Origin of the sequence: Anabaena sp. 54 (assembly GCF_017355725.1) — a bacterium.
GTDB lineage: Bacteria > Cyanobacteriota > Cyanobacteriia > Cyanobacteriales > Nostocaceae > Dolichospermum > Dolichospermum heterosporum.
Genome location: NZ_JAAVWA010000006.1, coordinates 56,526 through 79,376 on the forward strand (window position 1 = coordinate 56,526; position 22,851 = coordinate 79,376).

The 22,851-nt window shown below is 36.8% G+C and carries 26 protein-coding genes; 19 read left to right on the forward strand and 7 right to left on the reverse strand.

The window, feature by feature from the left end:
• The first annotated feature begins 110 nt into the window (after positions 1–110).
• Both HEQ36_RS09130 and HEQ36_RS09135 read left to right on the forward strand, forming a co-directional pair.
• Positions 111–380, forward strand: coding sequence for a YciI family protein (locus HEQ36_RS09130; protein WP_081424100.1), 270 nt, complete (start codon positions 111–113; stop codon positions 378–380).
• Positions 381–1,485: 1,105 nt separating this feature from the next.
• On the forward strand, positions 1,486–4,014 hold the full coding sequence (locus tag HEQ36_RS09135; RefSeq protein WP_039200186.1) for a mannose-1-phosphate guanyltransferase: 2,529 nt from the start codon (positions 1,486–1,488) through the stop codon (positions 4,012–4,014).
• Positions 4,015–4,516: 502 nt separating this feature from the next.
• Here the strand turns inward: HEQ36_RS09135 and HEQ36_RS09140 are convergent.
• On the reverse strand, positions 4,517–5,473 hold the full coding sequence (locus tag HEQ36_RS09140) for a patatin-like phospholipase family protein (protein WP_168635214.1): 957 nt from the start codon (positions 5,471–5,473) through the stop codon (positions 4,517–4,519).
• 154 nt (positions 5,474–5,627) lie between these two features.
• Between HEQ36_RS09140 and HEQ36_RS09145 the strand changes: the two genes are divergently transcribed.
• A complete protein-coding gene (locus HEQ36_RS09145) occupies positions 5,628–5,918 on the forward strand; it encodes a nucleotidyltransferase family protein (RefSeq protein WP_148762421.1) in 291 nt (96 codons plus the stop codon).
• On the forward strand, positions 5,908–6,249 hold the full coding sequence (locus tag HEQ36_RS09150) for a DUF86 domain-containing protein (protein WP_168635215.1): 342 nt from the start codon (positions 5,908–5,910) through the stop codon (positions 6,247–6,249). Before HEQ36_RS09145 ends, HEQ36_RS09150 begins: the two co-directional genes overlap by 11 nt.
• A 34-nt stretch (positions 6,250–6,283) precedes the next feature.
• Here HEQ36_RS09150 and HEQ36_RS09155 read toward each other — a convergent pair whose 3' ends face one another.
• The 3 genes from HEQ36_RS09155 to HEQ36_RS09165 form a co-directional block, all read right to left on the reverse strand.
• The gene (locus HEQ36_RS09155; protein WP_168465692.1) at positions 6,284–6,727 is read right to left on the reverse strand and encodes a DUF29 domain-containing protein; all 444 of its coding nucleotides are present in this window, start codon (positions 6,725–6,727) and stop codon (positions 6,284–6,286) included.
• A gap of 87 nt (positions 6,728–6,814) precedes the next feature.
• Positions 6,815–7,798 carry a diguanylate cyclase regulator RdcB family protein gene (locus HEQ36_RS09160; protein ID WP_168635216.1) on the reverse strand — a complete coding sequence of 328 codons (984 nt, stop codon included), beginning with the start codon at positions 7,796–7,798 and terminating at the stop codon, positions 6,815–6,817.
• Between the two features lie 9 nt (positions 7,799–7,807).
• Entirely contained in the window at positions 7,808–10,339 is a 2,532-nt protein-coding gene (locus tag HEQ36_RS09165; protein WP_168635217.1) for a dynamin family protein, read from the reverse strand.
• Between the two features lie 408 nt (positions 10,340–10,747).
• Between HEQ36_RS09165 and HEQ36_RS09170 the strand changes: the two genes are divergently transcribed.
• From HEQ36_RS09170 to HEQ36_RS09230, 13 genes are all read left to right on the forward strand, one after another.
• A complete protein-coding gene (locus tag HEQ36_RS09170) occupies positions 10,748–11,095 on the forward strand; it encodes a hypothetical protein (RefSeq protein ID WP_168635218.1) in 348 nt (115 codons plus the stop codon).
• 90 nt (positions 11,096–11,185) lie between these two features.
• The gene (locus tag HEQ36_RS09175) at positions 11,186–12,697 is read left to right on the forward strand and encodes an AAA family ATPase (RefSeq protein WP_168504908.1); all 1,512 of its coding nucleotides are present in this window, start codon (positions 11,186–11,188) and stop codon (positions 12,695–12,697) included.
• A 142-nt stretch (positions 12,698–12,839) separates the two neighbouring features.
• Complete coding sequence (locus HEQ36_RS09180) at positions 12,840–13,190, forward strand: DUF1257 domain-containing protein (RefSeq protein ID WP_015081375.1); 351 nt, start codon at positions 12,840–12,842, stop codon at positions 13,188–13,190.
• A 187-nt stretch (positions 13,191–13,377) separates the two neighbouring features.
• Positions 13,378–13,818: a hypothetical protein gene (locus HEQ36_RS09185; RefSeq protein WP_168635219.1), complete on the forward strand. Its 441-nt coding sequence runs from the start codon at positions 13,378–13,380 to the stop codon at positions 13,816–13,818.
• A gap of 75 nt (positions 13,819–13,893) precedes the next feature.
• Positions 13,894–14,328, forward strand: a complete 435-nt coding sequence (locus HEQ36_RS09190) for a helix-turn-helix domain-containing protein (protein WP_168635220.1) — start codon at positions 13,894–13,896, stop codon at positions 14,326–14,328.
• A 132-nt stretch (positions 14,329–14,460) separates the two neighbouring features.
• On the forward strand, positions 14,461–14,733 hold the full coding sequence (locus tag HEQ36_RS09195; RefSeq protein WP_039202113.1) for a hypothetical protein: 273 nt from the start codon (positions 14,461–14,463) through the stop codon (positions 14,731–14,733).
• Positions 14,733–15,185, forward strand: a complete 453-nt coding sequence (locus tag HEQ36_RS09200) for a type II toxin-antitoxin system VapC family toxin (protein ID WP_015081370.1) — start codon at positions 14,733–14,735, stop codon at positions 15,183–15,185. Before HEQ36_RS09195 ends, HEQ36_RS09200 begins: the two co-directional genes overlap by 1 nt.
• A gap of 10 nt (positions 15,186–15,195) precedes the next feature.
• Positions 15,196–15,642: a helix-turn-helix domain-containing protein gene (locus HEQ36_RS09205; RefSeq protein ID WP_290707446.1), complete on the forward strand. Its 447-nt coding sequence runs from the start codon at positions 15,196–15,198 to the stop codon at positions 15,640–15,642.
• Positions 15,643–15,774: 132 nt separating this feature from the next.
• Complete coding sequence (locus tag HEQ36_RS09210; RefSeq protein WP_039202113.1) at positions 15,775–16,047, forward strand: hypothetical protein; 273 nt, start codon at positions 15,775–15,777, stop codon at positions 16,045–16,047.
• Positions 16,048–16,283: 236 nt separating this feature from the next.
• Positions 16,284–16,640: a hypothetical protein gene (locus HEQ36_RS09215; RefSeq protein ID WP_168635221.1), complete on the forward strand. Its 357-nt coding sequence runs from the start codon at positions 16,284–16,286 to the stop codon at positions 16,638–16,640.
• A gap of 168 nt (positions 16,641–16,808) precedes the next feature.
• Positions 16,809–17,039 carry a type II toxin-antitoxin system HicA family toxin gene (locus HEQ36_RS09220; protein ID WP_168504900.1) on the forward strand — a complete coding sequence of 77 codons (231 nt, stop codon included), beginning with the start codon at positions 16,809–16,811 and terminating at the stop codon, positions 17,037–17,039.
• Entirely contained in the window at positions 17,036–17,266 is a 231-nt protein-coding gene (locus tag HEQ36_RS09225) for a type II toxin-antitoxin system HicB family antitoxin (RefSeq protein ID WP_168635222.1), read from the forward strand. Before HEQ36_RS09220 ends, HEQ36_RS09225 begins: the two co-directional genes overlap by 4 nt.
• Before the next feature lie 95 nt (positions 17,267–17,361).
• Entirely contained in the window at positions 17,362–17,508 is a 147-nt protein-coding gene (locus tag HEQ36_RS09230) for a DUF488 family protein (RefSeq protein WP_193964113.1), read from the forward strand.
• 132 nt (positions 17,509–17,640) lie between these two features.
• Here HEQ36_RS09230 and HEQ36_RS09235 read toward each other — a convergent pair whose 3' ends face one another.
• Positions 17,641–18,507, reverse strand: coding sequence for a metal ABC transporter permease (locus HEQ36_RS09235; RefSeq protein ID WP_168635223.1), 867 nt, complete (start codon positions 18,505–18,507; stop codon positions 17,641–17,643).
• 116 nt (positions 18,508–18,623) lie between these two features.
• Positions 18,624–19,445, reverse strand: a complete 822-nt coding sequence (locus HEQ36_RS09240; protein WP_053537552.1) for a metal ABC transporter ATP-binding protein — start codon at positions 19,443–19,445, stop codon at positions 18,624–18,626.
• A gap of 246 nt (positions 19,446–19,691) precedes the next feature.
• Here HEQ36_RS09240 and HEQ36_RS09245 point away from each other — a divergent pair, with 246 nt between their 5' ends.
• Complete coding sequence (locus HEQ36_RS09245; protein WP_233455386.1) at positions 19,692–20,600, forward strand: metal ABC transporter substrate-binding protein; 909 nt, start codon at positions 19,692–19,694, stop codon at positions 20,598–20,600.
• 52 nt (positions 20,601–20,652) lie between these two features.
• Here HEQ36_RS09245 and acsF read toward each other — a convergent pair whose 3' ends face one another.
• Complete coding sequence (gene acsF / locus HEQ36_RS09250; protein WP_027403469.1) at positions 20,653–21,729, reverse strand: magnesium-protoporphyrin IX monomethyl ester (oxidative) cyclase; 1,077 nt, start codon at positions 21,727–21,729, stop codon at positions 20,653–20,655.
• 395 nt (positions 21,730–22,124) lie between these two features.
• Between acsF and HEQ36_RS09255 the strand changes: the two genes are divergently transcribed.
• Entirely contained in the window at positions 22,125–22,799 is a 675-nt protein-coding gene (locus HEQ36_RS09255) for a heme oxygenase (biliverdin-producing) (protein ID WP_039202111.1), read from the forward strand.
• The last annotated feature ends 52 nt before the right edge of the window (positions 22,800–22,851 follow it).

Genomic DNA, 22,851 nt, shown 5'->3' on the forward strand with positions numbered 1-22,851 from the left:
TAAGTATACAGGGATATCGGTGAAATTAAAAACTTGATCATCAATCTCTATCTTAAAAAACCTCATGTTGCTATATTTTTTAAGAAGTATCAATAATCAAATCAGAAATTATGACAAAATACATCATGTGGGGAAGCTATTGTGAAGACGTTCTCAGCAAACGTGAACCCTATCGTCAAGCCCATTTAACAGGATTAGCACAACAGAAAGAATCTGGAATTTTAATTACCATTGGTCCAACAAAAGATGTAACTCAAGTCTTTGCTATTTACGAAGCTGAAGACGAAAACACCGTTCGTCAATTAGTGGAATCAGATCCCTATTGGCAAAACGGCATTTGGACAGAGTATTTTGTTAAAGAATGGATTCAGGCTTTTTAGCCCCTTGACACAATTTTTAACCAAAATAATTAATTCGTAATGGGTAATTACGAATTAATTATCCCTTCAGTGCCTTTTGAAAATTGCGACGATAGGATGAATTAACTAAAAACAAAGCAGGCCATAGCACAGCCAAACCGATCCGATTAGGTAAAGTTTGATTAAAATTAGTCCTACCAAATCCAGTCCAAAATTTCCACACACCACCGAGATAAACCACGATTATTCCGAAAACAAGTAAATTCATAATTACCATCAACTTCCTTAATAACTGACATCATCTTATAAGAAGATAGGCTAAAAACCCCGGAATTAATCCCTAAAAATCCCCAAAATTTTTAGAGATCAGTGTCTCGTAAGCCGGGGATGAAAGCTGCAAGAGGGGATTTATCCCCCAGTGATAAGTTAATTATATTTGATGTTATAATCTCAATTGACAGGAAAGGTAATCAACCTGTATAAAAACCTAACTGCCTAACGGTAATCTGTACCTTGACAATTAAATCTATGGGGTTCTACTCCATTGTTCTAGTTTTCTCCTATCAGTAGGTAAAAGATTTATAGGTGCTAGACGAATCAGAATTTTGAAACGATAAGGAACAGGGAACAGGGGAGAAACCATTGGTGTCAACTTAAGCTACAGATGGCTTATTTGTTTGGCTCACAGACCCGCCCAGAAATGAATTAGAGTAAGCCACAAAATAAATGGGCGTTGCTGAATCGAGGTATGAAATTCCCAAATTGAATCTTTAAAACTCTTACCTTTGCGTCTTTGCGCCTTTGCGTGAGACTAAAATTCATACCCTTAATCAGCAACGCCAATAAATGATCCTGTTTTGTCATGCTGAGTGTAGCGAAACGAAGCGAAACGAAGCATCTCAAGAGATTCTTCACTACACTTCGTTTTGTAATCCCTCTGACACGCTGCGCGAACAGAATGACATTGGGCATTTCTTTTTGTGGAGTTCTCTAAGGCCATACTCCTGACTCCTGACTCAGTGACTCCTTTCAGAGATGTTTCTTATGGAAGGTTCTGAAATTTCAATAACTATAAGAGACTAGAAGAAGAAAAATATCATGTTTTTAGTCAAGTTTAGGAGTATTTATGCGTGCAGTCTTAATGGCAGGTGGTTCAGGAACACGGTTGCGTCCTTTGACTTGCGATTTACCCAAACCAATGGTTCCGATCTTAAATCGTCCCATTGCTGAACATATCATTAATCTCCTCAAACGGCACCAGATTTATGAAGTAATTGCCACATTGCATTATTTACCAGATGTTCTCCGTGATTACTTTCAAGATGGCAGTGATTTTGGCGTACAAATGACCTATGCTATCGAAGAAGATCAACCATTAGGTACGGCAGGTTGTGTAAAAAATATTACTGAACTTTTAGATGAAACTTTTTTAGTCATTAGCGGTGATAGTATCACAGATTTTGATTTGAATGCTGCCATTGAATTTCATCAACAAAAACAATCAAAAGCCACTTTAATTTTAACCCGTGTGCCTAATCCCATTGAATTTGGTGTGGTAATTACGGATACAGAAGGGCGTATTAACCGGTTTTTGGAAAAGCCTTCCACCAGCGAAATCTTTTCTGATACTGTCAACACTGGCACTTATATTTTAGAACCAGAAGTTTTAGACTATTTACCAGAACATACTGAATGCGATTTTTCCAAAGATTTATTTCCCTTATTACTAGCCAAAGACGAGCCAATTTACGGTTATGTTGCTGATGGTTACTGGTGTGATGTGGGTCATTTAGATGCCTATAGAGAAGCCCAGTATGATGCTTTACAAAGGAAAGTTAACTTAAAAGTGGCTTATCCAGAAATTGCTCCCGGTTTGTGGGTAGGACAAAATACTTATATTGATCCTACAGCCAAAATTGAAACCCCAGCCGTAATTGGTAATAATTGCCGCATTGGCGCAAGGGTAAAAATTGAGGATGGGACAGTAATTGGTGATAATGTGACAATTGGGGCTGATGCTCATTTAAAAAGACCAATTATTTGGAATGGGGCAATTGTTGGCGACGAAGCCCAGTTATCGGCTTGCGTAATTGGTCGCGGTACTCGTGTAGATAGACGCGCTCATGTCTTAGAGGCGGCTGTGGTAGGTTCGCTGTCTACGGTGGGAGAAGAGGCGCAAATTAGCCCTGGGGTGAGGGTATGGCCAAGTAAAAAGATTGAGTCTGGTGCAGTTTTAAATATTAATCTGATTTGGGGAAATACTGCCCAACGCAATTTATTTGGACAGCGCGGGGTACAGGGATTAGCCAATATTGATATTACTCCAGAGTTTGCGGTGAAGTTGGGGGCTGCCTATGGTTCGACTTTAAAACCTGGTTCAATGGTGACAGTCTCCCGTGACCAACGCAATGTTTCCCGGATGGTAACACGGTCTTTAATTGCGGGTTTAATGTCTGTCGGTGTAGATGTCCAGAACCTAGATACTACAGCTATTCCCATCGCTCGAACTGTGATCCCCACAATGTCAGTAGCAGGGGGTATTCATGTCCGAGTTCACCCAGAACGCCGTGATTATATCTTGATTGAATTTATGGATGTTAAGGGCATTAACATCTCTAAAGCCCAAGAAAAGAAAATTGAGGGGGCGTATTTTAAGGAAGATATGCGCCGTTCCCAAAGTCATGAAATTGGTGATGTGGTATATTCCAGTCAATTAATGGACTGCTATGGCAAGGCTTTTGAAAAGTTATTAAATTTGGATACTCTGCGTAATAGTCGGGCAAAAGTGGTAATTGACTATGTTTACGCTGTGTCCGGGGCAGTTTTGCCGCAAATGTTGGATAAATTTGGGGCTGATGCGGTGGTGTTAAATGCTAGTTTGAATAAAACGGCAATTTCCAATGCTGATAGAGAATTACTATTGACTCAATTAGGTCACGTTGTGGAGGCGGTGAACGCTAATTTTGGCGTGCAGGTATCAGCTAATGGGGAACAACTGATTTTAGTTGATGAATCGGGTTTTCCCATTCGCGGAGAAATGCTGACGGCTTTGATGGTGGATATGATGTTAACTGCTAACCCTAGAAGTTCGGTAGTTGTACCGGTTCATGCTTCTAGTGCGGTGGAATTGGTTGCCCATCGTCATGATGGTAATGTAATTAGAACTAAAGCGAATCCGACGGCTTTAATGGAAGCCTGTCAAAAAAATCCCAATGTGGTTTTGGGTGGGAGTGGGGAAACTGGGTTTATTTTTCCGCAATTACACCCAGGGTTTGATTCGATGTTCTGTATTGCCAAGCTGATTGAAATGTTAACCATTCAAGAGCGATCGCTGGCAACCGTGCGTTCCGAATTACCTCGTGTCATTAATAGAACCTACACAGTCCGCTGTCCTTGGACTGCTAAGGGGGCGTTAATGCGTTATTTGGTGGAAACTCACCCCGCCCAGAATCTGGAGTTAATTGACGGCGTGAAAATTCGCCAGCCCTATGATGACAATTGGCTATTGGTTTTACCTGATGCTAGTGAACCCCTAGTCCATCTCTATGTTAACAGTAGCGATCGGGATTGGGTTGATGAAACTCTCAGAGATTACCGCGCCCGTGTCCAGTATTTTGTGGAACGCGAACAGGAAAATTACCGTTTGGATATGTAGGGCTTGCTGATAGCGTAGCGTGGCGTTAGCCATATAAAACTGAAACCTTTCATTAATAAGGGTTTCGCTGATTTTTATCACAAGAAAGTGCAAGGTTTTGGCTGATGGTGTCTCAAAATTGGTGCATTTTCCTGGGTCGGATTTAGAAAATTGAGGATATCCAGATGGCTGAAACTGTTCCCAGTTAAGAGTTAAGATTTCCCTGCCGTCACGGACAACTTTTTCAGCAAGCCCTATATATCTTCCATCTTGCCTCTTGAAGCTGGGAGTTATACTCAAAACGGCTTGATTGTTTGATTCTAAACGTAGGGGTAAAGCATGAGCTAAACCCCTACACGTCTGGGTTCTTTGTCATTTGGCAAAAGTTTAAATCTCACCTGTGTTTAGTATATTAGCATTACACCCCCAAAAGATTATTCCTATCCCCACAACCGAAATCATAGCGCACAGTGCCTTGTTTATTTGTACCGCACCCCAAGGCTGTTTTATCATTCAGTTTTAACTAATATATTGGTGAATCGTTTCTTAATCGCTTTGATGTTTCCTGAAGCCGCGCAAAACTTTCTTGGCGCGATCGCTCGATTATCAGTGTTTGTAAAATTGGTTCAAGACAGCGTTTTGCATCTTGATAACCGCGTTTTTGTAGGAGTTGAATCCGTTCGGGACTAAAATCTAATAATGTGTTAAGACCACCCATATCTTCCGTTGGACGAATTTCAATTATTGTTTGATTAGGGAAATCATGACGATTCCAAAGTTCCCCATTCCCTAAATGAATGACGATCGCATGAGTACAACCGCGATTTGCTAAGGCTTTGAGAGGGACATTATCACCTAGCCAACCATCAACATAATGCTTGTCATCAACCTGGCGTGACTTAAAGGCTAAAGGAATAGCAGCACTGGCGAGTAATGTTTGATAAATTTCTTCATCGGTTTTGGCTGATTGAACATGAATATATTCAGCGGATTGTCCAAGATTGGAGGCGATCGCATTGCCTATTGTGGGGACAATCTGACCTGCTTTGTGTGAAGATGGTAGAAAATTGTGTACTGAGGGAAACGCGGCTACCCAGAGTTCAATTCCTGCTCGCAATTGTTGAGGATTGATGGCATAGCGTAAAAATTTATCCAGTGGGTTAGGATCACACAGAGATGCGTCTTCCTGTGAAAAATGTAAATATTGTGCCAAAGAATGCAGTGGATATTTAACTAACTGCCAGTTGATAATGTTGGCTTCACCTAGTTCTTTCCATAGTTGCCATAGGCGATCGCTTGATTGTTTAAAGGATGTACCAGAGGCGAGGATTGCTCCATTGAGCGCACCGATACTTGTACCTGCAATCATCAGAGGGGCAAAATCAATTTCTGCTAGATATTTGACCACACCTGATTGGTACGCGCCTTTAGCACCGCCACCTGCTAGTACCAATCCGAGTTTGATTTTGGCTTCTTTCATGTAATAATTAAAATTATTAATCTATTAATTTTATGACGCAAATTGTAACATATTCCAAGAATAAGATCCCCGACTTCTCTGAGAAGTCGGGGATCTGAAACATTGCTGTGAATGCTTAAATCCTAATTCAGACCAAAAACATTAGGTAATAATCATGAATAGAGAATATCTAATCAACTTCCTGAAAAAAAACTTAACCACGATTAAAAGTTATGGTGTGATATCCTTAGCTTTATTTGGTTCTTATGCAAGAGATGAAGCAAAAAATACTAGCGATCTTGATTTATTGGTAGAATTTCAAGGAAAAGTTACCTTTGATCAATATATGGACTTAAAATTCTTCTTGGAAGATAACTTATCTTTATCCGTTGATTTAGTCACTAAAAAAATGTTGAAACCTCAAATTATTAGTTCTGTAGAAAAAGACGCTATTTATGTCGCGTAGTTTAAAACTTTATTGTGATGATATTTTAATTAGTTGTGATAAAATTCTCCGTTATACTCAAGGATTAGATGATAATAGGTTTTTTGCTGATGAATTAAGATTTGATGCGGTAATTAGAAATTTATCAGTGATTGGGGAAGCAGTTAAACAAATTCCTCCAGAAATAAGAAATAAATATCCGCATATTGAATGGCGCAAAATTGCTGGATTGAGAGATATTTTAGTTCATGCTTATTTTTCTTTGGAGGACGAGATTATTTGGGACATTATTCAAACTAAAATTAGTCCTTTAAAATCAGCAATTTTAATTATTATTTCTCAAGAATTTTAAGTTAATGGAAAATGGCGATCGCACTGCTTTTATATTAAGCATTTGTGTCTGGGAAATAATCGGAGTCTATGATTTGCTCTGGGGTGAAGGGACATTCTAGGGGAAAGGTGGTTAAGGGTAGTTTTGTTTCCCTTGCGGCGTTTTTTCGTGCTTTCTGATAGCACTCGGATATATTCTCTTTGAGGAATGGGTTTAAGCTAGGACTGTTTTCTAAGACTAATTCGAGTTCATTTCTTTGGGTTATTATAGTTGAAGTCCAACTTTTTGTTTTCTTTTTTGGTTGATATTTATACTTTAATAGGTGCATGATTAAAACAATTAATCGGCTTTTAATTTCCCGTTTGTCATTGCTCCCCATTGATTGAACTTCCTCGATTAGGTTTTCTATATCTAGGTCTTGAATTTGTCCATTTTTGAGTTGGTTAACAGTTTGTTCTATCCAAAGATTAAAGTCGGTTTCATACAGTGTGGTGGTCATAGGTTATTCTCTTAATAATTTGAGAGGGGATATTGTTTGTCTAGAAATGTTGGGTTTCCTTTTGTCAACCCAACCTACGAAGGGCGATTAGACTAATGTTATCAAATTTAATCTATCGCTTGCAGTTTCATTCACAATGCGTTCCACAAATTCTCTTTTGCTGGTAGTCGGATAAATCATCACGTTGGGGTAGTTACGGCATAATTCAAAGGCGGTTTGGGCTAGATTTTGGGGCTGTTGTTGTTTGGGTAGTTGGGCTAATTCTAGGGTTTTACCAAGGGTAAATAAATAGAGAGTTTTCCCTAGTCTTTCTTCCGAAATAGATTCTACTTCCAACAAATAACCTGCAAGTTCTTGGTTTTCTTGGGATGTTTCGCTATATGACAGGTTGAGGAGGTTGGTTAATGGAAAATGGTTATCGGGGATTGTGTTGTCCGTTGCAAGTATTCTATCGCTTATACTCTGACGCAGTTGCTTGTCTTGATCTTTGGTAATTAATCGTTCGTAATCACCGAGAGCATAATCTACTATTTCACGGGTGACAAAAGCAACTTGAATCGCCCAATGAAAGCCTTGATATGTCCGTTTTGACTGCCATGCGGCGATCGCATCTTCAATTCTATGCTGAACTTCTGTTCTATAAACTCGTTGTTCTAATTTCAAAATCCGATGTTCGTGATCTTCAACTTTGTCTTTCAATTGATCGACAATATCTTGAAGTAAATTAATATCCTGTCGCTGGTTGCGGATTGCTTGACGAGTTTCTATTAATTTTTCTTCAATGGTGATAATTGCATTATTACTAACATTCAAATTATTAGAAAAATCTAACACCAAATCATGGAAAGATTGCATTGCTATATTGACATTTTTATCTATAGCAAGTTGACGTTTTCGATCTGCACCCGTAAGGCTATCAAAAAACTGTCCAAATAATCCTCGCTTTTGGCGAAAACTAATTAAATCGTCATTGACTTGGATTGAGTTTACCAAATCCACGAGTATTTTATCGGTAATAATAGGAATTTCAGATTCCTTTTTTTGAAGATAGTTAAAGTTAATAAGTGACATTTTTGTTTTTTATTTAATGTTATCGAAATACTTTTGCAGATATTTTAAGTCTTTTTCTAGATTAGCAGTTTTACCTAAAAATTGATTGTACTGACTTACAAAAATTGCATAGCTATTTTGTATTTTTTTGCTAGTTTCAATTGATTGACGCAAGTATTCCTCATATTCTTGAAATAAATGGTGACGATTCCAAAGAATTATCGTAATATCTTCTCCTGGTGTTGAGACAACAATATTTTTTGACTCATCCTCAGATAACAAATTAGAATAAAGATTTAGCACGGAGACAAAGGATGATTCTTTGTCTATATATGAACTACGAATGCCACTTACTACTTCTTGAGAGAATAAATATACATACACGGTCTTTGTTCCTAATCTTCTGCTACTAATTTCGATTAATGTTGAATTTTTATAGGGATGATGACGATATGGATTAAGTGTATTTATTGGATCATATGATACATAACCTGTGTTTATAAAATCGGGCAAGTCTTCACCCCAATATATTTTTGTATTTCCTACTATAGTTGAGCTAGATTCATATTTTTTAAGCCGTTCCTCATATTTACTAATATTTGCTTCATAAGCATTGCATTTTTTCTTGACTACTTCTGTGGAATATTGATAGTAATTTGTGTATTTATCTTTATTCAATAAAAATTCTTGATTCAATTCTTTCTGCATTTTTTTGTGAATTTCATGAATAAATATATTGTCGGAATTTAAATAGTAATTGACATCTTCAATATATTGAGATTGAAGGTTTTTAATTTGATCACACAATTCATCAAAAATTTTATTAATTTTAATACAGCAAACTCTATTAAAGTTTACGATCTCTTGTAGCATAGATACGTTCATGTATGTAGGGTTTATGATTACTAAATAATGACGGCTATCTTCTGATACATTCAATTTAATTAAGCGATTCCATAAAATGTCGAGCTGATGCTCAAAAAACTCCCGAAATTCACTCTGAACGTCATGCATGGCTTTGTTTATTTTTTCTTTATTTTCGCTAAATATGCTGTTATTATAAGAAAGAAATTCTTCCTGCCATTTAAGACTAGTATAAATTGATATTACTTCTTTCAACTCTGCTTCCAAAACGTTAATTTGCTCTTCTAGCTGTTGAACATCTCGCTCAAGTATTCCCTTCTGCTTGCTGAGACAAGATAGAAAAGAAGCAAATTTTTGACTAATATCATTTAACGCGCCCTTAATAGTAATCATGCTAGGTGCTGCATCCGTGACTAGAGGAGCGATCGCCTTTTCCATAAAATCAGCAAATCCAGACTTTTGCCAATACTTATTAGCTGCTTTATCCATTTCTGATAAAGAAATGTCCTCTTTTCGATCTTCCCAATAATCGCTATAATACTTTTGTCCAAGAGCTTCAAAACTCTTCCTTTTTCGTAATTCTGTTGGCTGATAAATCTCCTGCTCACGCTGAAAATTAGTAGCTAAAAATCCTTTAATAGACGACATTTCAAAAACTCGATTTTGAGGATCATCAACTTCATATTTAGTTTTAACCAAATTTAAAATTTGTTCAGCAGTTAAATCTTCAGGATTATTAGGATCACGAGCATCAATTTTGTTAACGATGATATAAATGCGATCGCGTCCCTTAATAGCAGCAATTTCATCCACCAACTTTTTGACCTTTGCTTGGTTCTCTGGTTGTGTAATTGTCCTATAGTCCACCACCACCAAAACCAGAGAACTCACCTTTAGTCTATCCTCGACAACATTCACTAAATTTAAAGACTTATCCTCATTAGGTCCAGGGGTATCCACCAGCGCCAAAGTCCCTAAACCCGAATCTTTTAGAGGTGATAATAGTGGAGGAAAAGGAACTTCAATCCGAGGAATTTCAGACAAAGAAGACAAAAATCCTGTAGCTACACCAAAAATACCGCACAACCGCAGAAGATCATTTATTCTGATTAATTCAGCTTGAATACTATTTGATTCGTCCACCTCAGATTGAGAAGAAACAGAACTACTGTTCAAAATTTCCCTAATTACATTCTCGCGGGGAAAATCATTTTTAGTAGCCTGTTTAACAGCTTCCTCTAAACCAATTCGTTGCAATTTCTGATGTAATTGTCCCCGAACCTCTCGCAAAAGCGTCATCAAAGCCTTATCGAGAATCAACTTAGGACGAGTTACCTCACGAGAAAAAACAATCTCAGTGGGTAAAACCGTCATCGCATCATTACGACTAGGTAATAAATCCTGACCAGCGATCGCATTAATAATAGTAGACTTACCCGCACTGGTTGGCGCAACAATCGTCATCGTCAATTCTTTACGCTTTACCCTTTCCAACTTCTCATTAACGTGCCTTATATCTTCTTCAATAGCCTTAATCTCAGCCCCCAACCGATTCCCACCCTGATTTTCAGCCAGCAATCGATCATGTTCTCTCAATATTGCACAACCTTCTGACATCACATTACCGACATGGGTAATCACATCAATAGCAGACTGGTGTAGTGCATCCGAATCAGGCTGTAAAAGGTTGTTAGACATAAATTAAGGATGTTAAAAAGCATCACCATCAACAATAATCTTAAAACGGCACAGGACGAAGCTAAACGACGGCAGATAATATTTTCACCAGATTATCACACAGCGGTATGTACTCTTTGTGAAATATATTTTAGACAAAATCATCAAAATCCAAACACAAATCCTGAAAATCCTTAAATTCTGGACATCCTGATTCAGACAAAATCCTGAAAATCCTAAAATCCTGAACATCCTGATTCAGACAAAATCCTGAAAATCCTGAAATCCTGGACATCCTGATTCAGACAAAATCCTAGCTATATTACGAAATGTAACAAAATTGCGGTTAAAACGCTTTACCATCTTGACAACTGAGAAAAGAGCCGATAAGGTGGTATACATACCCGGGTAAGACCACTAGAAAGTTGTATGCAAACTAAGCAAAAGGTTACGTTATATTTATCACCGGAACTGCACAGAAAACTTAAAATTCGTTCTGCTGTTGACTCAGAACCCATGTCAGACCTCGCAGAACGGGCGCTCAGTTTCTACCTGACCAACTCAGAATTAGTAGAAGAAATAGAAGCGTCTGCTCATGGGCGAACTCACCGGATTTATTCCTGTCCCACTTGTGAAACTTCACTCGTATTGCGTGATGGTGAACTCGTGAACTTGGGCAATCAACCAGGAATCATCGGTCAAGACCATCTATCTATTGATGGTAGAGAAAAAGAAGAAACCCATCCCAAGGGTGAGGAAGAATTAGTTCCTTGTTAGATAGGAATTAATAATGATTAATAGTCTGGCTTAACGCCATGCGATCGCTGGTCGGTACTGTCTCTATAAGGTCTCAAGTAGGTCGATAGTATGAAAGAAGAGCTCAATATTTTAATTCAAGCTCAATACCCTTTAATCTACCTTGTGACCTCCGAGGAAGAGCGGGCAGAGCAGTCAATTTTTAAAGTTTCCCAAGACTTAAAACCCCAAAGACGAGTATATATTTGGACAGTAACTCACGGTATCGTCGAGTACGGTCAACCCCGGAATACCACTCAACACAATACTGTCTCTCCCGAAGCAGCCATTGATTGGATTATTCGGCAAAAAGAACCCAGTATATTTATTCTTAAAGATTTACATCCCTTTATTGATGCGCCGGCAACAACCAGATCGCTCCGGGACGCGATCGCTAGTTTCAAAGGAACACAAAAGAACATTATCTTAATGTCCCCTGTGCAACAAGTTCCGATTGAACTGGAAAAAGAAGTTGTTGTTTTAGATTTTCAATTGCCTGACATGGCTGAGTTAAATAAGGTTTTAACCGCCCATCAAGAGCAAAATCGTGGACGACGGCTGACAACCGAGGCGCGAGAAAAGCTACTCAGAGCCGCTTTAGGTCTAACTAAAGATGAAGCTGAGAAAGTCTACCGCAAAGCACAGGTAACAACTGGGCGTTTAACGGAAGATGAAGTTGATATTGTTTTATCCGAGAAAAAACAACTCATCCGCCGCAACGGTATCTTGGAGTACATCGAAGAAGATGAAACCATTGATGCTGTGGGTGGCTTGGAAGAATTAAAAACTTGGCTTACCCAACGCTCCAACGCCTTTACCGAAAGAGCGAGAGAGTACGGGTTGCCCCAACCAAAAGGAATGTTAATTCTCGGTGTTCCCGGTTGTGGTAAGTCACTTATTGCTAAAACTACCTCCCGTTTATGGGGTTTACCAATTCTGAGATTAGATATGGGGCGGGTCTACGACGGCTCAATGGTGGGTCGAAGTGAAGCCAACCTGCGGAACGCCCTGAAAACAGCAGAATCAATTTCCCCCACGATTCTGTTTATTGACGAATTGGATAAATCCTTTGCGGGTAGCGGTGGTTCTGGCGATTCTGATGGGGGGACATCAAACAGAATTTTCGGCTCTTTCCTCACCTGGATGCAGGAAAAGAAATCTCCAGTTTTCGTAATGGCGACGGCTAACCGTGTCGAACGCTTACCTGGAGAGTTTTTGAGGAAAGGTCGCTTTGATGAAATATTCTTTGTGGATCTGCCCACACCGGAAGAACGTCAGGATATCTTCGGTATTCACCTGACTAAACGCCGGGAAGAAATTGCTAGATTTGATCTAGAACAACTAGCAAAAATGTCCGACGGCTTTTCCGGGGCAGAAATTGAACAAGCGATCGTGGCGGCTATGTATGAAGCCTTCGCCCAAGATCGGGAGTTCACCCAATTAGATATTATTGCTGCATTAAAGTCTACTTTGCCGCTGTCACGAACGATGCAAGAACAGGTCACAGCTTTAAGAGACTGGGCCAGACAGCGTGCTAGACCCGCAGCCTCCTCTGTTGCTGAATATCAGCGCATGGAGTTTTAAAAGCTTTCCTCTGAAATGTCAGGGGGGAAAGGTTAGTCACAAGGCTAACAGATAGAAAAAAGCCGTTCCCAATTAATGCGGCTTCGCTGAAAAAGAACCGTTGTCGTTTTTCTCATCAATCTTCTTATTGGAGGAAACCCAAATGTCTCACTTTAGCACTCTGCGTACCAAGATCACCGATGCCGAAATTCTCAAGTCTTCTTTGCGCGACTTAGGTATCAGTGTAAAAACTGAAGCTGATGTCCGTGGTTATAATGGTCAGCGTCTCCGTTCCGACATCGTTGCTGTATTGGAAGGCGAGTACGATCTAGGTTGGTCTCGTAACAGTGACGGTTCTTTTGACCTCATTGCTGACTTATGGGGTGTTGCTAAGAAGCACAACCAGACCGAGTTGATCAACTCTATCAATCAAAAATATGCCGTTAACAAGACTTTGGCTGAAGTAAAACAGCGCGGTCTGCAAAATGCCAATGTTAAGTTGGTATTGCAGTAACAATTTCTCTAGCGCGTTCCCAAAGTGAAACGGGTTAACCTTCTAATAAGCGGTTAGCCCGCTTTTTTTTGTGGGTAAATTTTCCATCAGAGTAAACACAACAAAAAAATTGTGTTATCATTAAACTAGTAAAGAAAACCAAGGAAACAGGAACGCTTATGTACAATTTAATTAATAAGGAACGCTTATGTACACTGTACCAAAGTTCGAGCAAAATGGAAACTTACCTGCTGGTATTCATCTTTCCACCTGGGAGGAAATCAAAGATGTTCTAGCTTTTAATGAACGTCGTCAACAGCTTTTGGAAGGTATGAAAAGAGTTAGTGAAATATTAAAACAAGCAGGATGTAGTCGAATTTATATTGGTGGTAGTTTTGTGACTAGAAAAATCTATCCAAACGATTTTGACCTTCTATGGGATGATAAGGGTGTAGATTTTAAAATCTTACAATCTTTAGATATAAATTTATTTGATGCTGGCAGAAATAAAAGATCAGCACAAAAAAAGACTTATGGAGGTGAAATTTTTCAAGCTTATCTTTATGCCAATGATTATGAAACTTTTATTGAATATTTTCAAAAAGACAATAATCTTAATCATAGAGGGATAATTGCAATAGATTTGTAGAAAATTAACCAAAGAATATTACTCTAACTTGGGTAATATTCTCACCAAAATTAAGAGTAAAAAAGGAAGTTGACTATGATTTTAAATGAACGCCAATATATGATTACTAAAGCTCAGATTAAAAAATTTCAATTAGCAGTAGAAAATCTGGAAAAAAAAGTACCCCCACAAGATAATAAAAATGAACAGTTACGGCATCAATCATATCTAGGTTCACTTAATGGTGAAATAGAAGAACTATTAGAACAAGTGGAGGAATATGAAAACCTCAAATCAAGGAAAATAGATAGGTTGGAATGTAAGTCTTTAGAAGAATTACCAGAAGCACTTATTAAAGCACGGATTTTTCGTGGTTTAACTCAGGGACAATTAGCAGAACTTTTAAATGTGAAGGAACAACAGGTGCAACGTGATGAGGCTAATGAATATGCTAATTCTAGTTTCACAAAAATTTTGAAAGTTCAACGTGCGTTGGATATTGAGATTAGAGAGGAAGTAATTTTTAAATAACTTTCTCAACGTCTGATTACAATTTTGTATAAATAAATTTTGTAAATAAAAATTATTTATCTATAGTCTGATGTACTTGTAAAATATTCCAATATCAAAAATTATATTAATTGTAATTAGGATGTCAAAATTATGAACTCTCTTGAATTAAGACAAAAAATTGAACAAAATTTATTAACTATTTTACCAGAAAATTTAAAATTTATTGATGAATTTGTAGAATTTATTAAATATAAACAAGAAACAAGTTTATCAGAAAAAACTAACTATAAGCCAGCTTCAGGACGTTCAATTTTACGTCATGCTGGTACGTGGGTAGGAGACGACTTGGAAGAATGTCTGAAGTTAGTCTCTGAAACTAGAGGTAAAGTGAAAATTAATAATCGTATTAATCCTTTTGAGTGATGTATCTTTTAGACACTAATCATTGTAGTTTAATTTTTCTGAAAAATCAGACGGTTCTGGATTATATACAGGAAGTTGGAGAAACCGATATAGCTACTACTATCATAACAGTAGGTGAGCTAACTTATATGGCAGAAAATTCTAGTTATAAGGAAGAAAATTTAACTCGTATTGAGCAATTTATCGCAGATATTAGAATTTATTATGTAGATGATGTAACTGCTAAAATTTATGGACAAATAAAAGCAGGATTAATTAACAAATTTGGACCAAAGCAAAAAACTAAACGGCAAACGACTAAAATTACTCAATTAGGTTTTGATGAAAATGATCTTTGGATAACAGCAATAGCAATTCGTAATCAATTAACGTTAGTTTCGGCTGATACTGATTTTATCAGAATCCAAACTGTAATTGGTTTTTCTTTGGAGAATTGGAGAGATAATCAATAAATAATTATGAATGCACTTAACCATGATCTTAAATGAACGCCAATATATGATTACTAAAGCTCAGATTAAAAAATTTCAATTAGCAGTAGAAAATCTGGAAAAAAAAGTACCCCCACAAGATAATAAAAATGAACAGTTACGGCATCAATCATATCTAGGTTCACTTAATGGTGAAATAGAAGAACTATTAGAACAAGTGGAGGAATATGAAAACCTCAAATCAAGGAAAATAGATAGGTTGGAATGTAAGTCTTTAGAAGAATTACCAGAAGCACTTATTAAAGCACGGATTTTTCGTGGTTTAACTCAGGGACAATTAGCAGAACTTTTAAATGTGAAGGAACAACAGGTGCAACGTGATGAGGCTAATGAATATGCTAATTCTAGTTTCACAAAAATTTTGAAAGTTCAACGTGCGTTGGATATTGAGATTAGAGAGGAAGTAATTTTTAAATAACTTTCTCAACGTCTGATTACAATTTTGTATAAATAAATTTTGTAAATAAAAATTATTTATCTATAGTCTGATGTACTTGTAAAATATTCCAATATCAAAAATTATATTAATTGTAATTAGGATGTCAAAATTATGAACTCTCTTGAATTAAGACAAAAAATTGAACAAAATTTATTAACTATTTTACCAGAAAATTTAAAATTTATTGATGAATTTGTAGAATTTATTAAATATAAACAAGAAACAAGTTTATCAGAAAAAACTAACTATAAGCCAGCTTCAGGACGTTCAATTTTACGTCATGCTGGTACGTGGGTAGGAGACGACTTGGAAGAATGTCTGAAGTTAGTCTCTGAAACTAGAGGTAAAGTGAAAATTAATAATCGTATTAATCCTTTTGAGTGATGTATCTTTTAGACACTAATCATTGTAGTTTAATTTTTCTGAAAAATCAGACGGTTCTGGATTATATACAGGAAGTTGAGATTAGAGAGGAAGTAATTTTTAAATAATTTTCTCAACGTCTGATTACAATTTTGTATAAATAAATTTTGTAAATAAAAATTATTTATCTATAGTCTGATGTACTTGTAAAATATTCCAATAATATTTACTTAATGTGCGTAATAGGATAAAAAATCATGTGGAAAGTTTTTGAAGTATCTGTATTTGGGAAAGTAATGAATTATATTACTGATGATGTACTTTATGAAGCTGAAAAAGCTGTTACTATTTCAAAATTTGCACAGAAAGCTATAGAAATTTTAGATGCTGTACCTAGCATATCTCATTGTCATGACAGAGATTTTAAATGGTCTAGACCTATATTTGTACTGAAAGATGGTACTGTAGTTAAAATTTGCAAAAACGTTATTGGACTTAACCATATTTTTCTAGCTGATAATGATGGGTATCTAATTTTTGGTGGGTTTGTAAATTGGAGTAATTCAGGTAATCTGAAAAATGCAATAAATCAAATTAAAAATGAATTAACATAATCAGTTAGATAAATACAAGTAATCTGACAAAATAATTTGGATTATAATCTATCATATTCATCTTATCATCATCCTGTAAATCCTTAAATCCTGGATATCCTGATTCAGACAATAATTATGTTGTACAGAGATAGCATACAATATAAAGTAGGAGTATGGTAATGAGAAATGCCGAAGAAAATAAGAGAACTGAAGGCAATAGTGGCAAAAGTTGGGTATCTCCTTCAAGCAGGTAGAGGTAAAGGAAGTCATACTTATTGGAAACATCCTTTATTACCGGAAGAACCATTAACCATACCGGGAAAAGATGGAGATGATGCTCCGCTATATTTAGAAAAAAACATTCAGCGGGTGCTGAAAAAGCTGGAAGAACTAGAAAATAAGGAAGGTGAAGAATGACTTATCACTACAGCATGGTAATTCAATGGTCTCAAGAGGATCAACTTTTTTTAGTTCACTTACCTGAATTTCCCTGGCAACAGTTTCATACACATGGTAAAACTTACGAAGAAGCTGCTAGAAATGGTCAGGAAGTAATTGAGGCTTTTGTTGAGATGCTTACTCAAGAAAATCAAGTATTACCAGAACCCAGAATGCTTCCTACAAAACCGTTGCAAGTTGCCTAGTTCAGTGTAAAAAGTATAGTTGCATTTTGACGTTATAACCGTTAAAATGCCTGTAAATAATTGTAATTCAGTGTTATTCCCCATAATAACAAATTATGAAAACATTCACTATTGGTCATTCCAATCATACAATTGAAACATTTATCGAACTGTTACACCAACATCAAGTAACAGCCTTAGCTGACGTGCGTTCTAGTCCCTATAGTCGCCGATTTCCTCAGTTTAAGTTGGTATTGCAGTAACAATTTCTGTAGCGCGTTCCCAAAGTGAAACGGGTTAACCTTCTAATAAGCGGTTAGCCCGCTTTTTTTTCTGGGTAAATTTTCCATCAATGCCTAAAACTGGGATAACTGAGGGATATAGACTGAAACTCTCTATAGAATCTCCGCGTCTTTAGACCGGAGACTGTTAATAGGAATCAAAATCCCATGTCGAGGACTAAACAACAAAGCCAACGTAAATAAACCCGAAACCACTAACACAATCGCTGGACCAGAGGGTAAATTATAAAAGTAGCTGAGATACATTCCACTAATACTAGAAATTACCCCAATTACCGCCCCCAAAATCATTACCTCATGTAAACGGTTCACCAATAAATAAGCAGTTGCCCCTGGAGTAATTAAAAGTGATAATACTAAAATTACTCCCACAGCTTTCATACTGGCAACAATTGTTAAAGCAATTAACAACATTAAACCAAAATTTAAGCGATTAACTGGTAAACCGGCAGCTTGTGCGCCTAAAGGATCAAAAGTGTAAAATAACAGTTCTTTGTATAATAAGAAAACTATTATTAAAACAATAGCTGCAATAATAGCAGTGTCTCGGACTTCGTCTCTAGTTACGCCCAAAATATTACCAAAAAGAAAGTGATTCAAATCAATTTTATTATCCTTTTGAATGACTGTAATTAAAGTAACTCCAAGGGCAAAAAAGGCAGAAAAAACTATGCCCATAGCGGCATCTTCTTTAATGGGAGATCGGGTTTTAATTACGGCTATAGCCATTGTACTCAAAACACCGGCAATAAACGCCCCGACAAAGATATTAGCACCAATCATGAAGGCGATCGCTAGTCCTGGTAATACTGAATGACTAATAGCATCACCCAGCAATGCAAGGCGTTGTACCATTAAATAACTACCAACAATGGCACACAATAAGCCTACTAATATGGCGATGATTAAGGAACGCTGCATGAAGCCATATTGCAACGGTTCTATTAGTGCTTGAAACATATTGCTGATTGGGAAACAAATTAATTATCCTAAAATAGTCGGTTTTAACCGACTTTAGCTATAAGACAGGGAATTTATTCCCTGGCTGATTCTGGCTGATTCAAACACATAATAAATTAAGCCGCAAAGTACATAACTTTACCACTATAAGCACGATATAAGTTTTCTTCTGTCAAGACTTGTTGGCGTGAACCTGTGGCAATTACTTCGCAGTTTAGTAAGATTAAATCATCAAAATGGGTGATTGATTCGCCTAAATCATGATTAACTACTAAGACAATTTTATTGTTTTTTGCTAATTCTTCAAAGACTTCAAAAATGATAGCTTGGGTTTTTTGATCTATCCCGACAAAGGGTTCATCAAAACAGAAAATTTCCGCTTCTTGAGTTAACGCCCTGGCTAGAAATACCCGTTGTTGTTGTCCTCCAGAAAGTTCACCAATGGGACGATTTTTTAATTCTTCTATTCCCACTCGTTCTAATGCTTGTTTAGCGATTTGACGGCTAACTGTGGAGAAGCTCCGTAACCATCCTGTTTTTTTGACACGCCCCATCATCACTACATCCCACACAGTAGCGGGGTAATTCCAGTCAATTTGGCTACGTTGTGGTACATAAGCAACTTTTTCTAGTTGCTGCATTAAAGGCTTGCTTTTATATAAAACTTGACCACTACTCATGGGAACTAATCCCAAAATAGCTTTCATTAATGTACTTTTACCCGCGCCATTGGGTCCAAAAATTCCCGTTAGCTTTCCTGGTTTAATTATGCAGTTAACATCCCGAAGTGCTTCTTGTGCGCGGTAATGTACACCTACATGAGTGATGTTAATTGCTGTTGATGAATTCATGTCAATAGATTTGATAATTTGTGCAGGTATATCTACTTGATTTACAGGAGATAGGCTAAATTTTTGGTAAAAAGAGAAGTTTTGCATAACCCTATTTAAAATACTTATTTTTTGAGCTTACCATAAAAATGAGAGAAATATGAGAATATCTATAACTAGAAGTAATCAGTGAGATAAATGAAACTAATACTTAATCCAATGTATGACTTATTACTGAAACCTCTCTCCAAACCTCTACCCTGTGAGGAGAGAGGCTTTTATTCTTACTCCCCTTCCCTGCTAGGGAAGGGGTTGGGGGTTAGGTTCTCTTTACTTAATCCCCTTTGGCTAGGAATGTTCTTATCTTTGGCTTTAATGGGTTGTACTCCCAACTCCCAACCCCAGGGAAATACTAAGCCGCAGGTTGTAGCAACAAGTACCATTATTGCTGACTTGGCTGAAGAAATTGGTGGAGAAGAAGTACAGATTACGGGTATTCTTAAACCAGGTGCAGACCCTCACGTTTACGAACCTGTACCCGCAGATAGTCGGGTTTTGGAAAAAGCTAACTTGATTTTGTATAACGGTTACAATTTGGAACCGGGACTGATTAAGTTAATGAATGCAACTGGAGGGAAAGTAAAAAAAATCCCTGTGGGGGAAGTTGTTATATCTTTAAAGTTAGATAAAGGTAAAGGACAAATTGTTCCAGATCCTCACGTTTGGGGCAGTGCAGAAAATGTTATATCTATGGTGAAAGCCATTCGAGATAGTTTAATTGAATTGTCACCGGAGGACAAAGAAAAATTTACTCAAAATGCCCAAAAGCTAACTGATGAATTACAGCAATTACATATTTGGATTCTTCAAGAAATTCAAACAATTCCCGCAGATAAACGGAAACTCATCACTACCCATGATGCTTTTCAATATTATGGAAGTGCTTATAAAATAGCGATCGCTGGGACTTTAATTGGCATTAGTACGGAAGAACAACCCAGCGCCCAAACCGTGAAAAAGTTAGTAGAGTCAATTAAAAAAATCGGTGTTCCTGCCATATTTGCTGAAACAACAATTAATCCAGCTTTAATTAAAACAGTAGCCGAAGAAGCCGGAGTAAAATTAGCACCAACTTCACTTTATTCTGATTCTATTGGGGCAAAAGGTAGTAATGGCGATACTTATATAAAGATGATGGCAGCAAATACCCGCGCTATTGTTGAAGCATTGGGAGGAAAATATACGCCATTGCAATTAAAGTAAGGATTAGATCCCCGACTTCTTAGAGAAGTCGGGGATCTGATTGATTGATTAATTAACAAACTTGTTCACGAGTTGCTTCTGTGTTGATGGGTTTAATCAGAAAAATCTTGAACATATACCAAAAAATCATTAAAGTTAAGGGAATTTTTTGGATAAATTTCACAATTCCCCAATCATTAATTTGATTGAGATCAATTATTTTCTGATTATACAATGCACATTGTTCCAAATACCAGAAAAAGTATGGGTGATTGGTATTTAAAATAATTGGAAATGCCTTAGCTGCGGTTTTGTTGGTTTCCTCAATTACTTGAGTATTATATTTACGAGGGTGCATACCTAAGATTTCATAGAAATTCCCTCTTTCAAATACTGTCATGGTGTGGGTAGCGAATACAGTTAATAGGAAGAATCGCACCCATAGCCGAGATTTCCAATTATTCCATAACTGGGGTTGAGAACGTAACAAAGCCTTGAAAAAATCACCGTGTCTATTCTCATCTTGACACCAACTTTCAAACTTTCTAAATAGAGGATAAAACTGGTACTCTGGATTTTTTTCCATATGGCGAAATACTAAAATGTAACGCCAATAACCGATTTTTTCCGATAGGTAAACTGTGTAAATAACCCACTCGATTGGGAAAAATGTATAGGTACGATTTTTAGTGAGATAACTCAAGTCAAGGGAAAGGTTAAAATCTGCCATTGACTTATTCAAAAAGCCAGCATGACGGGCTTCATCTCGCGCTAAATAAGCAAATGCTTCTGATAGTAAAGGGTTACTATCCTTGAGACGACGAGATAATTCTTTAAATAGTAAAAACCCAGAGAATTCCGAAGTACAAGAACGTTCTAAAAAGTCAATAAAAGCAAGTCGTTTTTCACCAACAATGTGATCCCAACCTTGCTTAAATTCATCATCTCGCACAAAGTGATGACGGTTATAATCAGCCTTGAGTTCGTCAATTACAGCCCTTAATTCCGTTTCATACCCAGAAATATCCATTTTTGCCACTGTATCAAAGTCAGTGGTATAAAATCTGGGTGTTAATAATGTTTCTTGAACTGGTGTTTTTACACCCGATTTCGATAAATCAAGTGGCGGTTTATCCAACGATTTAACCATAAGTAGTCCCTTTACCATTATCTGCCTTAAAATTATATAAGCATAAATATTTGTTATTAGTCATCAGTTAAACTATTGAAACTAATTCTTACAAAAATACTGAATTATTCTTAACTTTCGTATAGTTTAAATACCTATTTACGGGACAAATGTATTTATGAAACCATAAATAAATATGAATACTCTTATAGTTATACAAAGAATAATAGTTAAATAATTTCAGGAGCAGTAAAAATAGCCGAAATCCACATCGGTAGTAATTTGTGCTAGAGAAATTATTCTCAAAACCCTATTCCCACAGAATAGCAATTTTCCTGTGATGATAACGACGGTGAACTGATAAACAAGTCGTTGAAATTTGCAAACCCTGACAAGTAAACAAGAAGGAACTAAGAATGAGTAATGATTTGGCAATGAAACTGCGTATAGGAACTCAACAAGCGCATACAGATTCAGAAAATCTCGGCTTCATGAAATGTTTTGTGCAAGGAGTTGTAGATAGAGATTGTTTCATTCAATTGTTGAGAAATTTCTATTTTGTTTATAGTGAACTAGAAGCAGCAATTGAGAAACATAAACAGCATCCTGTGATTAGTTTGATTTATTTTCCCGAACTAAATCGCCAATCTTGCCTAGAGCAAGATATGTTATTTTATTATGGGAGTCAATGGTACAAGCGCATCACCCCTTCACCTGCCGCCCAAGCTTATACTGCGCGTATCCAACAAATTTCCACTCATGAACCCGCACTATTGTTAGCTCATTCCTATACTCGTTATTTGGGTGATCTTTCTGGTGGGCAAATGCTCCAAAAAATTGCTCAGTCAGCCTTAAAACTTTCTGGACATGAAGGAACTTCCTTTTACAATTTTCAGCAAATTCCAGACAAGCAGACTTTCAAAGGAAAGTATCGTCAAGCATTAGATAAAGTTAATATTGATGATACAACCGCTGACAAAATTGTAGCAGAAGCTAACCATGCTTTTAAGTTAAATATGCAGATACTTCAAGAATTGGAAAGTATCTTAATCGAAGCTCTTGGTAGAGCCACTTACAATGATTTAGTTTAAGTCCCTGCATAATTTACAAAAATATAATTCATCACCCAATTAACTTTAGCAA

Excerpts from the sequence above, each read along its gene's own strand:
- HEQ36_RS09235 (WP_168635223.1), bottom strand. The coding sequence starts at position 18,507 with ATGTTTCAAGCACTAATAGAACCGTTGCAATATGGCTTCATGCAGCGT.
- HEQ36_RS09200 (WP_015081370.1), top strand. The coding sequence starts at position 14,733 with ATGTATCTTTTAGACACTAATCATTGTAGTTTAATTTTTCTGAAAAAT.
- HEQ36_RS09170 (WP_168635218.1), top strand. The coding sequence starts at position 10,748 with ATGCAAACTAAGCAAAAGGTTACGTTATATTTATCACCGGAACTGCAC.
- HEQ36_RS09145 (WP_148762421.1), top strand. The coding sequence starts at position 5,628 with ATGAATAGAGAATATCTAATCAACTTCCTGAAAAAAAACTTAACCACG.
- HEQ36_RS09230 (WP_193964113.1), top strand. The coding sequence starts at position 17,362 with ATGAAAACATTCACTATTGGTCATTCCAATCATACAATTGAAACATTT.
- HEQ36_RS09160 (WP_168635216.1), bottom strand. The coding sequence starts at position 7,798 with ATGTCACTTATTAACTTTAACTATCTTCAAAAAAAGGAATCTGAAATT.
- HEQ36_RS09190 (WP_168635220.1), top strand. The coding sequence starts at position 13,894 with ATGATTTTAAATGAACGCCAATATATGATTACTAAAGCTCAGATTAAA.
- HEQ36_RS09175 (WP_168504908.1), top strand. The coding sequence starts at position 11,186 with ATGAAAGAAGAGCTCAATATTTTAATTCAAGCTCAATACCCTTTAATC.
- HEQ36_RS09185 (WP_168635219.1), top strand. The coding sequence starts at position 13,378 with ATGTACACTGTACCAAAGTTCGAGCAAAATGGAAACTTACCTGCTGGT.
- HEQ36_RS09135 (WP_039200186.1), top strand. The coding sequence starts at position 1,486 with ATGCGTGCAGTCTTAATGGCAGGTGGTTCAGGAACACGGTTGCGTCCT.
- HEQ36_RS09210 (WP_039202113.1), top strand. The coding sequence starts at position 15,775 with ATGAACTCTCTTGAATTAAGACAAAAAATTGAACAAAATTTATTAACT.
- HEQ36_RS09180 (WP_015081375.1), top strand. The coding sequence starts at position 12,840 with ATGTCTCACTTTAGCACTCTGCGTACCAAGATCACCGATGCCGAAATT.
- HEQ36_RS09240 (WP_053537552.1), bottom strand. The coding sequence starts at position 19,445 with ATGCAAAACTTCTCTTTTTACCAAAAATTTAGCCTATCTCCTGTAAAT.
- HEQ36_RS09195 (WP_039202113.1), top strand. The coding sequence starts at position 14,461 with ATGAACTCTCTTGAATTAAGACAAAAAATTGAACAAAATTTATTAACT.
- HEQ36_RS09130 (WP_081424100.1), top strand. The coding sequence starts at position 111 with ATGACAAAATACATCATGTGGGGAAGCTATTGTGAAGACGTTCTCAGC.
- HEQ36_RS09150 (WP_168635215.1), top strand. The coding sequence starts at position 5,908 with ATGTCGCGTAGTTTAAAACTTTATTGTGATGATATTTTAATTAGTTGT.
- HEQ36_RS09165 (WP_168635217.1), bottom strand. The coding sequence starts at position 10,339 with ATGTCTAACAACCTTTTACAGCCTGATTCGGATGCACTACACCAGTCT.
- acsF (WP_027403469.1), bottom strand. The coding sequence starts at position 21,729 with ATGGTTAAATCGTTGGATAAACCGCCACTTGATTTATCGAAATCGGGT.
- HEQ36_RS09205 (WP_290707446.1), top strand. The coding sequence starts at position 15,196 with ATGCACTTAACCATGATCTTAAATGAACGCCAATATATGATTACTAAA.
- HEQ36_RS09225 (WP_168635222.1), top strand. The coding sequence starts at position 17,036 with ATGACTTATCACTACAGCATGGTAATTCAATGGTCTCAAGAGGATCAA.
- HEQ36_RS09155 (WP_168465692.1), bottom strand. The coding sequence starts at position 6,727 with ATGACCACCACACTGTATGAAACCGACTTTAATCTTTGGATAGAACAA.
- HEQ36_RS09140 (WP_168635214.1), bottom strand. The coding sequence starts at position 5,473 with ATGAAAGAAGCCAAAATCAAACTCGGATTGGTACTAGCAGGTGGCGGT.
- HEQ36_RS09255 (WP_039202111.1), top strand. The coding sequence starts at position 22,125 with ATGAGTAATGATTTGGCAATGAAACTGCGTATAGGAACTCAACAAGCG.
- HEQ36_RS09220 (WP_168504900.1), top strand. The coding sequence starts at position 16,809 with ATGCCGAAGAAAATAAGAGAACTGAAGGCAATAGTGGCAAAAGTTGGG.
- HEQ36_RS09245 (WP_233455386.1), top strand. The coding sequence starts at position 19,692 with ATGTTCTTATCTTTGGCTTTAATGGGTTGTACTCCCAACTCCCAACCC.
- HEQ36_RS09215 (WP_168635221.1), top strand. The coding sequence starts at position 16,284 with ATGTGGAAAGTTTTTGAAGTATCTGTATTTGGGAAAGTAATGAATTAT.